The 15232-nt window shown below is 63.7% G+C and carries 8 protein-coding genes; 4 read left to right on the top strand and 4 right to left on the bottom strand.

The features are described 5' to 3' along the window. Positions 1-284 precede the first annotated feature (284 nt). The 3 genes from KBY99_RS05110 to KBY99_RS05100 all read left to right on the top strand — a co-directional run bounded on the left by KBY99_RS05110 (position 285) and on the right by KBY99_RS05100 (position 6839). Positions 285-1136 (top strand): hypothetical protein, encoded by an 852-nt coding sequence (locus KBY99_RS05110; RefSeq protein ID WP_254997753.1) that lies wholly within the window; start codon positions 285-287, stop codon positions 1134-1136. Positions 1137-1169: 33 nt separating this feature from the next. Next, positions 1170-3956 carry a valine--tRNA ligase gene (locus KBY99_RS05105; RefSeq protein ID WP_254997892.1) on the top strand — a complete coding sequence of 929 codons (2787 nt, stop codon included), beginning with the start codon at positions 1170-1172 and terminating at the stop codon, positions 3954-3956. A 168-nt stretch (positions 3957-4124) separates the two neighbouring features. Next, entirely contained in the window at positions 4125-6839 is a 2715-nt protein-coding gene (locus tag KBY99_RS05100) for a GGDEF domain-containing protein (RefSeq protein ID WP_254997752.1), read from the top strand. Between the two features lie 5 nt (positions 6840-6844). Here KBY99_RS05100 and KBY99_RS05095 read toward each other — a convergent pair whose 3' ends face one another. Genes KBY99_RS05095 through KBY99_RS05085 form a run of 3 tightly spaced genes read right to left on the bottom strand, consistent with a single transcriptional unit; the run spans position 6845 to position 9809 of the window. Then, positions 6845-7579, bottom strand: coding sequence for an ATP-binding cassette domain-containing protein (locus KBY99_RS05095; protein WP_254997751.1), 735 nt, complete (start codon positions 7577-7579; stop codon positions 6845-6847). After that, on the bottom strand, positions 7579-8748 hold the full coding sequence (gene devC, locus KBY99_RS05090) for an ABC transporter permease DevC (protein ID WP_254997750.1): 1170 nt from the start codon (positions 8746-8748) through the stop codon (positions 7579-7581). Before devC ends, KBY99_RS05095 begins: the two co-directional genes overlap by 1 nt. Beyond that, positions 8745-9809 carry an efflux RND transporter periplasmic adaptor subunit gene (locus KBY99_RS05085; RefSeq protein WP_254997749.1) on the bottom strand — a complete coding sequence of 355 codons (1065 nt, stop codon included), beginning with the start codon at positions 9807-9809 and terminating at the stop codon, positions 8745-8747. The genes devC and KBY99_RS05085 overlap by 4 nt, the downstream gene beginning before the upstream one ends. Positions 9810-9886: 77 nt before the next feature. Here KBY99_RS05085 and KBY99_RS05080 point away from each other — a divergent pair, with 77 nt between their 5' ends. Next, positions 9887-10498: a TVP38/TMEM64 family protein gene (locus tag KBY99_RS05080; RefSeq protein ID WP_254997747.1), complete on the top strand. Its 612-nt coding sequence runs from the start codon at positions 9887-9889 to the stop codon at positions 10496-10498. Positions 10499-10646: 148 nt separating this feature from the next. Here the strand turns inward: KBY99_RS05080 and KBY99_RS05075 are convergent, their stop codons facing one another. After that, positions 10647-15131, bottom strand: a complete 4485-nt coding sequence (locus KBY99_RS05075; RefSeq protein WP_254997745.1) for an alkaline phosphatase D family protein — start codon at positions 15129-15131, stop codon at positions 10647-10649. Between the last annotated feature and the right edge of the window lie 101 nt (positions 15132-15232).

The raw sequence follows: 15232 nt of genomic DNA, 5'->3' as shown, positions 1-15232 counted from the left end.
AGCATGGCTCATCAAGGTGGGGCTGGTTGCCAGCATCGTTGCCAGAGTTTTGCAACTTTGGGAAATGGGTTGATTGATCCGATACGAGCAACTTCCGAGAATCGCTGCCTTTCGAGAAGGCTTGGCCTAGCAGAAGGCAATCTTCAATGATGGATAAATCGTGTTGCGCAAGAATCTATTGAGCCCGAGGAATTAAGATTAATGTATTATTAAAATGAGTTTAATTGACCGTAAAGCCAAGGCCCCCGGCACATTGTGATAATATAAACTAAAAATTTTACGCCATGAAAGACCTGTTCAGGCTGGTGGGCAAGCCAGGCTCACCCCGGCGAATTCGTCTTAACAAAGTTGGCTCAGTAGCGCAGTTGGTCTTAATAGTTTGCACAATTAAAGCTGCGGTTCATTATTTTGGACTTGAAAAATTTGAGGTAAATCAGCTTTTTTCGGCGATGGTTGCTTCAACTGTTTTTCTAATGGGTTTTTTGTTGAGTGGAGTCCTCACTGATTTCAAGGAAAGCGAAAAGATACCTGGGGAAATTTCCACCTCGCTCGAGTCTCTGTACCTAGAAATTGTCGCTATTAGGGTTTACAACTCACAGGCTGAAACTGCCAAATATCTTGAAAAGCTGGTTGAATTCGGTGATTGTATAGTCAATTGGTTTTATGAACGGGCTCCTGAAAGCACCCTTTATGGGAATTATGCTGAAACTCATTTAATGATTGCCGAAGCTTCCGCCCAGATCAAGGGGGACGCTTCTACTCTTCGTGGCAGGTTGATGGCGGATATGGCCCTCATCCTTCAACGGGTTAATCGAGTGCAGGTCATCCGAGATACGGACTTTGTTCCACTGGTCTACTGGATGGCGTACATAGCGGCTGCTCTTTTGGTTGCGGGACTAGTGCTGGCAAAGTCTGAGAACCTCTCCGCATCAATCTTTTTCTTGGCGGTTATTTCCTTTCTGGTAATGCTACTGCTTAGGTTGATCGACGATATTGATAATCCGTTTGGGTTTTCTGATCAAGATTCTGCAGAGGATGTTTCGATCCAAATCTTGATTAAGACTGTTGAAAGGCTAAGAAATTCTCTATTTCTTTTAGTCTCAAGGGACGTGCCCGCCCAATTGCCCACGCTTTGAGAGACTGAAAGCAACTTCAAAGTCAATCTTGTGATCGACGCTCTGCCCAAAACCTACGACCCAGTGGGCACGGAAAGCCGCTGGCAGCAGGCCTGGGAGAGCAGCGGTGCCTTTCACCCGGATCCTGCGGCACCGGGTGAGCCCTTTTCTGTGGTAATTCCGCCGCCGAACGTGACCGGCAGCCTGCATATGGGCCATGCCTTCAACACCGCCCTGATTGACACGATCGTGCGCTTCCAGCGCCTACGCGGCAAAAACGTGCTCTGCCTGCCGGGCACCGACCACGCCTCGATCGCCGTGCAGACGATCCTGGAGAAGCAGCTCAAGGCTGAGGGGAAGCGCAAAGAGGATCTTGGCCGCGAAGCCTTTTTGGAGAAGGCCTGGCAGTGGAAGGCTGAAAGCGGCGGCACGATCGTGGGCCAGCTGCGCCGCCTTGGCTACTCGGTGGATTGGCAGCGCGAGCGCTTCACCCTCGACGCCGGCTGCAGCGCCGCCGTGATCGAGGCCTTCAACCGCCTGCACGAGCAGGGGCTGATCTACCGGGGTGAATACCTGGTGAATTGGTGCCCGGCCTCGGGATCGGCGGTGAGCGATCTGGAGGTGGAGATGAAGGAGGTGGACGGGCATCTCTGGCATTTCCGCTATCCCTTGACCAGCGGCGCCGGCTTCCTGGAAGTGGCCACCACCCGTCCCGAAACCCTGCTGGGTGACACGGCCGTGGCGGTGAATCCCAAGGATCCGCGCTACGCCGAGCTAGTGGGCCAGACCGTGACCCTGCCCCTGGTGGGCCGCCAGATTCCGATCGTGGCCGACGACCACGTGGATGCGGAGTTCGGCACCGGCTGCGTCAAGGTGACCCCGGCCCACGACCCCAACGACTTCGCGATCGGCCAGCGCCACAACTTGCCGCTGATCACGGTGATGGCCAAGGACGGCTCCATGAATGAAGCGGCAGGCCGCTTCGCCGGCCTGGATCGTTTCGAGGCTCGCCAAGCGGTGGTGGCCGCCATGGAGGCGGAAGCTTTCCTTGTGAAGGTGGAGGACTACCGCCACAGCGTGCCCTTCTCCGATCGCGGCAAGGTGCCGGTGGAGCCGCTGCTCTCCACCCAGTGGTTCGTGAAAACAGAGCCGTTGGCGGCCCGCTGCCGGGAGGCCCTCGAGAACGCCGATCCCCGCTTCGTGCCGGAGCGCTGGAGCAAGGTGTATCGCGATTGGCTCACCGACATCCGCGACTGGTGCATCTCCCGTCAGCTGTGGTGGGGTCACCGCATCCCCGCCTGGTTTGTGGTGAGTGAAACGGGCGGTGTGATCACCGACAACACGCCCTATGTGGTGGCCCGCGATGAGTCTGAAGCCATGGCGAAGGCCGAATCCATCTACGGCACTGGCACCCACGCCCATCCCGTGGTGCTGGAGCAGGACCCCGACGCCCTCGATACCTGGTTTTCCAGCGGCCTATGGCCCTTCTCCACCCTGGGCTGGCCCGATGCCGATGCTGCCGACCTGGAGCGCTGGTATCCCACCAGCGTGCTGGTGACGGGCTTCGACATCATCTTCTTCTGGGTGGCCCGGATGACGATGATGGCTGGCGCCCTAATGAGTGGTCGGGAAGGTTCTGGAATCCCTTGGATTCCATTCAAAGACGTTTATATCCACGGCCTGGTGCGGGATGAACAGAACCGCAAGATGAGTAAGTCGTCTGGCAACGGCATCGACCCGCTGCTGCTGATCGAGCGCTACGGCGCCGATGCCCTGCGCTTCGCCCTCGTGCGTGAGGTGGCCGGTGCCGGCCAGGACATCCGCCTCGATTACGACCGCAAATCCGACACCTCCGCCACGGTGGAGGCCTCCCGCAACTTCGCCAACAAGCTCTGGAACGTCACCCGTTTCGCCCTGATGAACCTGGGGGGCGAGATGCCCGCTTCGCTGGGCGAGCCGGATCCGGCGGCTCTGCAGCTGGCCGATCGCTGGATCCTCTCGCGGCTGGCGCGGGTGAACCGCGAAACGGCGGAGCGCTATGGCAACTACGGCCTGGGCGAGGTGGCCAAGGGGCTTTATGAGTTCGCCTGGAACGAGGTGTGCGATTGGTATGTGGAGCTGATCAAGCGGCGGCTCAACCCAGGTGAAAACCCGAGCCCAGCAGCCCTTGCCGACCAGCGCACCGCCCGCGCCGTGTTGGCCAAGGTTCTTGGCGAGTTGCTGGTGATGCTGCATCCGCTGATGCCGCACCTGAGTGAGGAGCTTTGGCACGGCCTCACTGGCCAGCCAGAGAGCAGCTTTCTGGCCCTGCAGAGCTGGCCGGCGCTTGATCAGGCCGCTCTAGACGACCAGCTTGAGGCCCAGTTTGCCGAGCTGATCGAGGCGATTCGGGTGGTGCGCAACCTGCGGGCTTTGGCGGGGCTCAAGCCCAGCCAGAGCGCGCCGGTGTCGTTTGTGACTGGCCGCGCTGAGCTGGCAGCCCTGTTGCAGGAGGCCAGCCCCGACATCACGGCCCTCACCCGAGCCGAGAGCGTGGCGGTGCTTAGCCCCGAGCAGGCCGAAGCTGCTCCGGCCGCCAAGGCCCTGGCCGGCGTGAGTGGTGAGCTGCAGGTGCTGTTGCCCATCGAGGGCCTGGTGGATCTCGACGCCCTGCGCGGTCGCTTGGAGAAGGACATCGCCAAGGCTGATAGGGAGATCAAGGGCCTGGCGGGTCGCCTCGCCAATCCCAACTTTGCAGATAAGGCCCCGCCTGAGGTGGTGCTGGAGTGCAAGGCAAACCTGGCCGAAGCTGAAGCCCAGGCGGACCTGGCCCGCCGGCGGCTGGGGGATCTAGCGGGCTGAAGCCGCCCCTGCTGGAGGGGGTGCGCCGAGCCGAGGTCCCATGGGCGCGGGCCTAGCGCAGTAGCGTTGAGATGGTGTGTCGAGGGTTGGCTAGGAATGCACACCGCAATGGCGTTGTTGGTGGTGTCGTTTCCCGCTGCGAGCCCTGCGTTGGAGTCTTAACCCCGCATGGGCTGTCCGCCACGAAGAAGGGCAGGACTTTTCCTGGTTCTGCTGGTCGGCGCCCTGGCGGTTCCCCTGGCGGTTCGATCAAGTCCGGGTGCGGGGTCGCCGGCGCCGGTGCTCAGTGGGCACGTTGCTATTGCGCTGTTGGCGGGGCTGGCCCTGGGCTCGGTTGCCGCGGCAGCGCTGTTGCGCCGCAGTCGCTCGCGTCGTGAACGCCTCGTCCTAGCGGCGTTGCGCCGCGACGGCCCCAGCGCCCTGCTCTCCCGCTTTGCCCTGGAGCATGACCTTGAGGCCCACGCCGCCGCCCTGAAGCCATCCGGCCCCAGGCCCGTCGCACTTTTGGTGACGCTCCACTGCCGCTGCCTCGGGCGCCAGCGTCTTCTGGCGGAGCCCACCACCTCCATCGCCTCCATCCTCGCGGCGCTCCAGCAGGACCTGGAGGCCGCCCTGCCGGAGAGCTGGGCCTGGAGCGGCTACCGGGCCGGTGACGTCTCCCTTGCCCTGAGCCTCGGGCTCGAGGTGGACCATCCCCTGCTGGATCCGGGCGCGTGCCAGGCCTGGCTGGAGGAGTTGCGCACCCGCGCCGCTGGGGTCTGCACCCGTTTTCTGGCGGGTGCCGGCCAGGACGACGACATCCGCCTCGTGGCCCAGTATCTCCACGGCGGCGAGAGCGCCCAGGCCTGGCTGCGGCTCCAGACCTTCGGTGAGGGCCTGGCCGACGAGCACCCGCGCGCCCTGCATCTGCTCGGGCCCGGCGACCGCCAGCGGCTTGAGGCCGACGATGCGATCCAGCGCGAGTTGCTCGGCCTCAGCGCCGAGGATCTGGAGCTGCGCTTTCAGCCCATCCTCCTGCTGGCGAGTCCTGGCCAGATCGGGCTGGAGCTGCTGATGCGGTTCCGGCCCCCTGGACTGGCCGGGCTTGGCACCGAGGCCGTCTTCCAGCGGGCCCTGGCCATGGGAATCGCCCACCGAATCGATGCCCTGTTGCTGGAGCGGCTTGCCGGTGTGCGTCAGGCGCGTCAGGCGCTCGGCCCCCTGGCCTCACGGATTGACTACATCTCCGTGAATGTCAGCAGCGCCTCGGTGGCCACGCCCCAGCGCCTAGCGGAGCTGATCGCCCTGCTGCGCGCCCATCGGGTCGATGCGTCGCTGTTCTGTCTGGAGCTCACGGAAACCGCGGCCACCGGTCTGGTCAAGGAGGAGCGGAGTCTGGTCTCCACGTCGCAGTGGCTCAAGAACGAGCTGGATTTCCGGCTGTTCATCGACGACTTCGGCTCCGGCCTCTCCAACTACCGCCGGGTTAGCGAGGCCTGGTACGACGCCATCAAGCTCGATCTCAGCCTGGTGCGGGGGATCGGCCGCTCCTTCCGCCTGCAGCGCTTCGTGGGCTCCCTGATCGCCACGGTCCATCAGCTCGGCAAGACCGTGATCGCCGAGGGGGTGGAGAACCATCGCGACCTGGCCGCGATGCTGAGGCTCGGGGCCGATGCCATCCAGGGTTATTTGGTCGCCAGGCCCATGACCTGGGAGGAACTGCTCGATTTCCTGCGCGACTCCCCCTGGGCCTCGCCCTCCGGGGTGGCTCAGCTGCAGGCCGAGCTGCGGGCCGCGGATCGCGACCTGACCCTGGCGGATCCCGAGTCCAGTGGTCGTCCGCCCGGCTCCGCCAGTGTGCCGCTGGAGCGCTACATCCTCGACAACTGGTCGACCCTGCGCAGCTTCGAGGAGTTTGTGCTGCTGTTCGTCCAGGAACTCAGGGCCTGGGGACTGGAGGTGCTGCGGCTGTCGCTGGCCTTCCTGCCCGACAAAGACGACATCGACTGCAGCCAGTACGTGTGGCTGCGTACCAGGCCGGGCGAGGTCAAGACCATGCAGATGCAGCGGGATTTCCTCGAGACCGAGGAGCACCGCTCCAGCCCGCTCCATTTCCTCGCCACTCGTAGCCGGGTCTTTCGCCTCCGGCTCGCCGCCGGAGCCGATCCGCCCTTTCCCTTCCTGCGGGTGCTGCAGGCCGAGGGGGGCAGCGACTACCTGGGCCTGCGGCTCGACTCCCGGGGCGTCTCCATTCCGGTGCTAACCGTGTGTCTGGCCGGCGACAGCCGCTTCTCCGAGCAGCAGGTGGAGCGAATCGAAGCGATGAGCAGCCTGTTGAGCCTGCTCTTCCATGCCTATGAAAGCGAGCGCTCCAAGCGGCTGGCGCTGCTCGATGCTCTCACCGAGCTGCCCAATCGCCGCCGCTACGATTCCCATCTCAAGGCGGCCATCGTGGCTGCCGCCACGGTGCGATCCCCCCTGGCTCTGGCCCTGATCGACATCGATCGCTTCAAGGCCGTGAACGACACGATGGGGCATGCCTACGGCGACACCTGCCTCACCAAGGTGGCGAAGCTGCTGGCGCGCCACCTCCAGCGAGAGAACGATCTCGTGGCCCGGCTCGGCGGTGAGGAATTCGGCGTGATCTTCTCCCACACCGAGGCCAGCCAGGCCGCGGCGGTCTGTGAGCAGTTGCGGGAGGCCGTGGCCGCTGCCGCCATCCACCATCCCTCGGCCGACTGCGACCATCGCCTCACGATCAGTGTCGGCCTTGCCTTGTGGTGCCCGCAGACATCCCCCCGCTGCGACGTCGATGCCCTGCAGCAGCTGGCCGACGATTGCCTCTATGCCGCGAAGCGCCAGGGGCGCAACCGGCTGGTGGTGCGTCAGCTTGACCTGTCCTAGGCGCTTTAGCTGCCGGCCACCAGTCGGCCGTCCTCCAGGTTCACCACTCGGTCAGCGATATCGAGGATCTTGTTGTCGTGGGTCACCATCACGATCGCGGCGCCGTGGCTGTCGGTCAGCTGGCGGAACAGGTCGACCACATCGCGACCGGAGGTTTTGTCGAGGGCTGCGGTGGGTTCATCGGCCAGCAGCAATCGGGGGCTGGGGGCCAGGGCGCGGGCGATCGCCACCCGCTGCTTCTGGCCGCCGGAGAGTTTCTCGGGGTAGTAATTCACCCGTTCCCCCAGTCCCACGTGGCCCAGCATGACGGCGGCGCAGTCATCCATCGCCAGCCGGCCTTGCCCCAGCCAGACGGGGCTGACCTCCAGGCCGAAGCGCACGTTCTCCAGGGCCGTCAGGTAGGGCAGCAGATTGTGGGCCTGGAAGATGAAGCCGGCCTGGCGCCGCAGCCGGGTCAGGGTGGTGTTGTCGGCCTCCAGCAGCTCTTCACCCAGCACCCGCAGGCTGCCGCTCTGGGCGGCCCGCAGGCCGCCGAGCATGGTCAGCAGGGTGGTCTTGCCCGAGCCGGAGGGGCCGGTGAGGATCACGATCTCGCCGGCATGCACGGTCAGGTTGATGTCGGTGAGCACCTGCTTGGCGGTGTCCCCCTCGCCGAACCAGTGGTTCAGATGCTGCACCTCGATCCGCAGTTCGCGCCCGGTGTGATCGGGTGAGCCGGCTGCAGCGTCCAGCGGCCCCATCAGAAGATGTCGGCGGGATCGAGCCGCCGCAGCTTGCCGGTGGCCAGCCAGCCCGATCCGGCCGCCATCGTCAGGGTCAGGGCGAACACCGCAACGGCTCGCTGGGCGGTCATGGCGATCAGCAGCGAGGTGGAGTTGGCCAGCACGGCATAGAGCCCGATCGCCAGCACCAGGCTGGGCACGAAGGCCAGGGCAGCCAGCAGCACCGATTCCTGCACGATGATGCCGACGACGAAGCGATCGCTGTAGCCCATCGCCTTCATCGTGGCGTATTCCGGCAGGTGATCACTGACGTCGGAATAGAGAATCTGGTAGACGATAATCGCGCCGACGATCAGGCCCACCAGCACCCCCAGGTTGAAGATCAGACCAAAGGATGTGTTGTTGCGCCAATGGTCCACTTCGACGGCTTCCAGTTGCTTGAGGGTGAGCACCTTCACCGAGGGATCGAGGAAGCTCTCCAGGGTGGCCTGCACCCGCTGCGGGCTCACGCCCGGTTCCAGCTGGATCACCCCGAGCTGGATGTCATCACTGCTCTGATCGGGGAACCAGGTTTTGAAGTTGCTGGCCGACGTCAGCAGGTTGATGTCTGCGGCGAATGTGAGGCCCATCGTGAACAGGCCATTCACCACCGCCCGTTTGCCACGCAGTTCGGTGTCATAAAAGCCGTCTTTGGTCACCACCTGGGCCACTGGACCGGCCGCCTTCTTGGAGAGGGTGTCGAAGAACAGGCCATCGGGACGCAGCAACTTGTCGCGATCGGCCTCCAGTTCGGGGATGCGTAGGGCTGGATTCTCCGGCGCCAGGCCAAAAATCAGGGCCTGCTTTTTCTCGCGACTGTCGCGGTTCAGCCAGTCGGTCTTGCCGATGTATAGCGGTGTCACCGCTTCCACCCCCTGCACCCCCAGGGCCTGCATCAGGCGGCTGCGCGGCAGGTTGAGCGGTTCGCCCAGGTTGGTGTAGCGGCGGCTCACCATCACCAGCTCGCCATTGAGGCGCTGCAGCGGCCGCTTCTGGCTGGCGTACAACCCGCTGGCCAGCCCCAGCTGGAAGAACACCAGCACGTTGGCGAAGCTCACTCCGGCAATGGCGGCGAGCAACCGCATGGGCCGATGGCTGGTCTGACGCCAGGCCAGGGGCGTGCGGCGCAGCGCGGCGAACGGGTTCATGGCGCGCCACTCAGGACGCGATCCCGGGCCGTCTTCTGGTCAGCCTGCTGGGCCGCGGTCAGCGGGGCGAACAGCACATTGACCTGCAGGTAGTTCAGATGGCTGGCGAGGGCCGACTCCTGCGGGGTAAGGCCGATCTTCACTTCCAGCACTCGCCGGTCCAGGTTCTCGCCGGCCTGGCCACTGAACACGGTCTGACGGCTGACCTCCCGGGCAATCTCCACCACCTGGCCCTCCACCTTGCGGCCCTTGAAACCATCCGCACTGAGGCTGGCCTTCTGCCCCAGGGCGATCATCGGCCGATCGCTCTGATAAACCTCGGCGATCACGCCCATGCGGCTGCTGTCGCCCATTTCCAGCAGGCCATCCTCACCAACCTTGTCGCCGGGGCGGGCATGCACCTTGAAGACGGTGCCGGAGAACGGCGCCAGCACCGTGGCCTTGGCCCGTTCGGTCTTGTCCTTGTCCAGGGAGGCCCGGCTGGAACGCAGTTCCTCCACCAGGGTTGCCTTGGTGGCGATCGCTTCGGCCAGCTGGGCCTTGGCGCTGCTTTCGTCAGCTTGCAGCTTTTCGACCCGGTTGGCGCTGGTGGCCCCTGCGGCGAACAGTTGCTCGGCCCGGCGTGCCTCGGCACTGGCCTGGCGCAGGTCGGCCTTGTAGCGGGCGATGACGCTGTCCTGGGCGGCCAGTTTGCTCTCGGCCACGCGGATCTCCGCCTCGGATTGGCGCACACTGCTCTCCAGGGTGTCGATGCTTTCGAGCACCGCCAGAGGTTGGCCTTTACGCACCTCCTGGCCTTCCTTCACCAGGATCTCCCGCACCCGGTCATTGCTCAGGGAACTGGGCACCGACACCTGGCTGATGCCGCCCAGGGGCTCGATCCGGCCCAGGGCGGACACCTGGCGGGGCAGCAGCGGTACGGCCTTCCGCGCTTCGACCTGCTTCTGCTGGCGTTGCTGCCACAGGCGACTGCCAAGGCCGGCCAGCATCACCAGGGCGAGCAGGGCCGCCACCAGCGGCCAGGGGCCGCGGCCCCCCTTGCGACCCGTGGGACTGGGCATGGTCATCGTTGGATGTGTCCTGGCCTGGGCCGGTTATAGGGCGCCGGGCTGGCTCTGCCCACCGCTACGGTTCGTTCATGGATGGATCGGCACTGCTCGACCAGCTTCTGCCCGCCCTGCGCTCCCCCCTCGGTGCCCTGGCCTTTGTGCCCCTCTACGCCCTCTGGGTAACCCTGCTGCTGCCAGGAGTGTGGGCTTCGATGCTGGCTGGCGCCCTGTATGGCACCTGGTGGGGCAGTTTGATCGTGTTTGTAGGGGCCTGCCTGGGGGCCGAGGCCGCTTTCCTGCTCGGTCGCACCTGGTTGCGCAATTGGGCCCGCCGGCGCCTGGCGGCGGTGCCGAAGCTGCTGGCGATCGAGCAGGCGGTGAGCCGGGAGGGGCTGAAGCTGGTGCTGCTCACCCGTCTCTCGCCGGCCTTTCCCTTCTCCCTGCTCAATTTCGCCTATGGCCTCAGCGAGGTGAGCCTGCGCGACTACTCCATTGGCTTGATCGGCATCCTGCCCGGCACGATTCTGTTCTGCGGCCTGGGCGCCCTGGCCGGCGATGTGGCCCGCTTCGGCGAAGTGCTCTCCGGCGAGGCCGATGCCGGCACCTGGGCCCTGCGCATAGGCGGCCTGCTGGCCACCGTCGCCAGCGTTTGGCTGGCTGGTAAGGCGGCGCAGCGGGCGCTGGGTAATCGTGACGCGTGATCTAGCCGAAGCCGGCTTGCTCGAGTGAATCGAAGGTGTATTGGTGGAGGGTGATCATCAGATGCTCTCCGAACCACAGCCCATGTGCTGCGGTCCGGCGCGGTAAGGCACTCAAGGCCGACCTTAGGGAGTAACAGATTCGCCTAAATTAAACAACATTAGAGAAGTTAAATCCGATCACCATATCGTCGTAATCTTTATCACCACCGCCGACAATATCTTCAAGGCCGAAGAGGTTGTTGCCAAGCGAACGGAAGTGGCTGAGGCGATCGGTGTTGGCCCCGCCGAATGCAAAGAAGGTATTGCCATTCACCTGCGCGAATGGTGCCAGGAAGGTACCGCCCGTGACGCCGCTGAAGCTGAAGTTGGCGGTCTGGTTATCGGCAACGCTGAGATTGCCGAGCTGGCCGATGAGGTTGTCCGTGCGCAGGGCGGCTGCGATGTAGCCGCTGTCACCGGGCCTGAAGCGCGTGATGGAGTCTGCCCCGAGCACGGTGCCTGAGGCATCGAGGGTGCGGTAAAAGCCAGCGACGGAATTGAAATCGGCTTCCCGGCCAAAAGCCACTGTGCCGCTCAGGCTCTGGGCGGTGCTGAAGGCACTGAGATCTAAAACGGGTGCCTGCCCCTGGGCCTGGCTGATCAGGGCATTGAGGCCAGGATCGTTTGGCAGCAGGTTGAGGGAGAAGCGCACGCCGCTGCTGGAGCTGAATGCAACCTGACCGTTGGCGAATTCCCCTGTTGTGAACAGGCTGAAGCGGCTGTCGGCCAGGCTAGGGAGCTGGTCAAGGCTCCCGTCTTGAACCTCGAAGAAGCTGATGCTCTGGCCGTTGATCAGCTGGATGTCCCGATCGAAGGAGCTGCCGGCTGGGAGGGTGACATCGGTGCTCTCCAGACTGGAAAACAGGGTGCGGGCACTGCCGCGCAGCCAAGTGAGATCAGTAAGCAGGGTGGCAGAGGTAGGGACTTCTGAGGGGTTGAGCACCACATAGCCAATCTGGTTGGAGCTACTGGGGCGACTGGAGAGTGTGGCGCGGAGGCCTACGGATGCGGGTGCGGCATTGGTGGGATCGCCGACGGTGACGATGCCGGAGCCGGCGCTGGAGAACCGAAGATTGGTGAGGTCGACGAAACCGCCGACGGATGGATCATCGATGACCCCGTTGACTCGGCCATCCTTGTCGCCGTAGCCGCCCTCAATAAGGCTGAGCGAGAAGAAATCGGCGGTGCCGTTGTTGTCGAGGTCGAAGAAGCGTGCGCCGGCGCCGGTAATCGGGTCGAAGGTGAGGGGCGAGATGGATCCTCCTGTTGTTGAATTGACGGCGTAATAGAGGAGTTTGCGATCGGCCCGCCTTGCTCCGGTGGGGTTGGTGAGCTGGGGCAGGAGGTCTGCCGCCACCAGATCGAGAAGGGCATTGAGGGATGCGCTGGCGCCTTGATCAACTGTGAGCTGGAAATCAAGACCCGATTTATTGGTCGTGACCCCGAGCGTGGCCAGGTTGGTGAGACCAGCGGGATTGATGCCGAGGTTGCTGATGACCGAGAGGTTGGTGCCTGGGGCGAGATCGCCGTCATCAATTCTGACCGTGATCGGTTTGATGTCGCCGTTGGGGAGGGTGACGGAAACGACGGTGGTATTGGCTTGAACTCCAGGGACCTCATTGACATCCGTGATGGCCAGAGCGTAATTAGCACTTAGGGCAGTGCTGCCAGGCAGGGCCGGATCGACGACACGGACCGTGAGGGCGTAAGAGGCTTTGGCCTCGAAGTTCAGAGCAATGCCGGCTTTGAGGAAGAGCTCGGTGCCGACCACCTCGAAGCTGGCGGCATCGGGGCCGGAGAGGCTGATGACATTGGAGCCGAGGTTGTCATCGGCGATGACGATGTCAGCGACCTTGATGCGGCTGGCGGTGCTGGTGTTTTCGGCCAGGGAAGGGATGGTGTTGGCGAGACTCAGCGCGGTGGGCGCAACGTTCAGAAGAGCCAGCGGCAGCGCGAAGGGCACCAAGACCTTCCCATCGCTGAAAGCGAGCTTTAGATTGAGATTAGGCAGATCTTGCTCGTTGAGGGTGCGAGGTGCCGTGGCCCGTAGTGTGGTGCCAGAGGTGGTAATCCAGGCAGGGCCGTCGAGCTTGATGAGGGTGAGAGAGTCCGTGTCGGCATCGCTTACGAAGGAGGCCAGGTCTTGGCTCACCTCAAGGCCGCGCTTGAGGTTGAATGTGCTCACTGTGCCGCTGAGTTGCGGCGCCGCGTTGACATCGATGTTCAGGCTCTGCAGTTGGCTCTTGATCTGCGGCCAGGGTGTCTGCAAGGTCACTCCATTGAGCAGGATCCGGTCGATCCCAATCTCGTAATCGAGGATCCGTAGCCTCCCAGCCGGCGCCGGATTGGAACTGTCGATCAGGAAGGTATCGCGCTCGCTATCCACAAAGCCCACGACAGCGGGCAGGCCCAGGCCGCTCGCATTGGCCCGCAGCTCGCCGCCGATCACCGTGTCGCCGGCGGCCCGCAGGAGGAACTGATCTGTGCCTACCCCACCCGCCAGCACGTTCCCGCCCAGGCTGTCCGTGTTGTCAAGCTCATCGCTGCCGGCAGCGGCCTCCACGATGGCTCCGGCGCCCACCACCACCCGGTCGGCACCAACGGAGCCCTGCACCCGCACATCGGCGAGCTGCACGCCATCGCGGGGCACGCTGGCGTAAGCGGCTGGGTCCAGCAGTGTGGGAACTCCCTTGGCGTCGAAGGCCAGGCCGAAGTTGAGATCCAGCTCTTTCCAGCTCGGTTGCCAGTTGATCAGCGGCAAGGCTTCGGCGCTGGTTGAGAGGGCAAAGCTGGCGCTGGAAACGACCGTTTCGCTGCTCCAGACAGGTTTGCCGCTCAGCGGATCAGTGCCGTTCAGCAGCTGGAACGTTCCCACTGCCTGATCCTTGCTCACTGTGAGCTCTAGGAGGCCACGGCGGTTGAGCTCAGCGTATTTAAGTCCATTCACATAGCCCAGAAACAGGCCATCGAGGCCATCCACGGCTGGATACTTGGCGCGGATATAGGCATCAGCGCCAGGCAGGTACTTCTCGAAACCAGGGGAGGTCACGCCCGGGGTAGCGAATTCCACCCCAGCGACGCTGCCAGCGGGCTGGGTGCCGTCGCTCATCGTGTCGAGCACGCCGGCCCAGGCGTTGTGGGTGTCGCCGGCGAGGCTGATCAGCCGTTTGTCCAGGGCCTGGGCGGTCTGCAGGATCGTCTCGCGCTCGACGCCGTAGCCATCCCAAGCGTCGAGGTTGTAGGGGATCTTGCCGGCTTCTGAGAAGAGGGCCTTCTCAGCCGCCGACAGATCGGCAAAAGCAGTGCCGGTGGCGAGTTTCTGCAGCGGTGCGGCGTACTTGTCGAGCAGGGCGGGATTGCCGGCGTCGAGCAGCAGTTCCGCCGGAACGGCCATCGACTGCATCAACACCTGCTGGCCCAATACCTGCCAGGTGGCGTTTGATCCAGCCATCTGCTTCTGCAGCCAGGCCAGCTGGGTGTCGCCGATTAGATCCCGGCTGGGATCGCCCCAGGCTTTCTGCACGGTGGCCTGCACCAGCTCCTGGGTGACAGCCGGTGCAATGGCAGCGCCGAAGGCCGGGATTGCTTGCGGGGTTGTGGGAGGAGTGAGTCCGAGCTTGCCGGCGTAGGCAAGGAGCTCGGTGGGGTTCGTAAGAATCGCCCCAATACGGGCCTGTACGGCTGCGGCGTCTGGGTATTCCAGTTGCTCATCCCTGGCTGTCAGCCGGGTTTCGAGCACATGCAGCGACAGAACATCCCCGAAATTGAAGGAGCGGTAGCCCTGGGTAAGTGGTGTGGTGGCATCGCCCTTGTCGACCCCTTGACGCAGGAGCGGTTCGCGGATTGGCTGCCACTCGTAGTAGGCCTTGAGGGCAGCATTGCGGCGCGCGATCCAATCGCCTTCTGTTGCAGGTTGGTGATTTTCCGCGCCACCGCTCCAGCTGTCATTCGCGGTTTCGTGGTCGTCCCAGATGGCAATCAAGGGAGCTGCTGCGCGCAGGTCTTGGAGGTTCTGATCGGTGTGGTACTGGGCGTAGCGCTGGCGGTAGTCGTCGAGGCTGATTATTTCGCGGTTCGGCAGGAAGCCCCGATCAGTGGCTGCATCCTCAGCGGCTCCGAAACCTCCGGGGCCGTATTCGTAGATGTAGTCGCCCAGGTGCACCAGCGCGTCGTAAGGGTTAACGGCGTTGATGGCGGCGGCGCGGCCGTAGGCCGCGAACTGTTCGGCGGCGGTGAAGTTGTTGCAGGAGAACACCGCCAGGCGCACCGCATCACTATTAACCTGAAGAGTCTTGGTCTGCCCCACCATCGATTCCACATCCCCGACGCGGAAGCGGTAGTAATAGGGGGTGTCTGGGCTGAGGCCATCGGCCTCCACCTTCACGGTCCAGTCGCGGTCGGCACTGGTGCTGAATGTGCCGCTGTCGATGATCGAGCCTGCCTCGAAACCGGCGCTGCGTGACACCTCCCAGCGGACGTCGAGTAGCCCGGCGAAGCCGGCGGGTGGTGTGACACGGGTCCAGAGGATCGCCGAATCGGCGTAGGGATCGCCTGACGCCACACCGTGAACAAAGCTGCTGCTGGAAACTGACATGGTGTGACGTACGTGGCTGTCTCGAAGAGGGAATCAGTTCGCTGAACTGCGAAAAAGCAAGTAGCCAGAAACCGATCTCCCCGTTGTCGGAGAGATCGGCA

The sequence above is a fragment of the Cyanobium sp. Maggiore-St4-Cus genome, assembly GCF_024345615.1.
Lineage (GTDB): Bacteria > Cyanobacteriota > Cyanobacteriia > PCC-6307 > Cyanobiaceae > Cyanobium_A > Cyanobium_A usitatum.
Note: the sequence above shows the minus strand (reverse complement) of the source record. Positions and strands in the feature narration are given on the sequence as shown.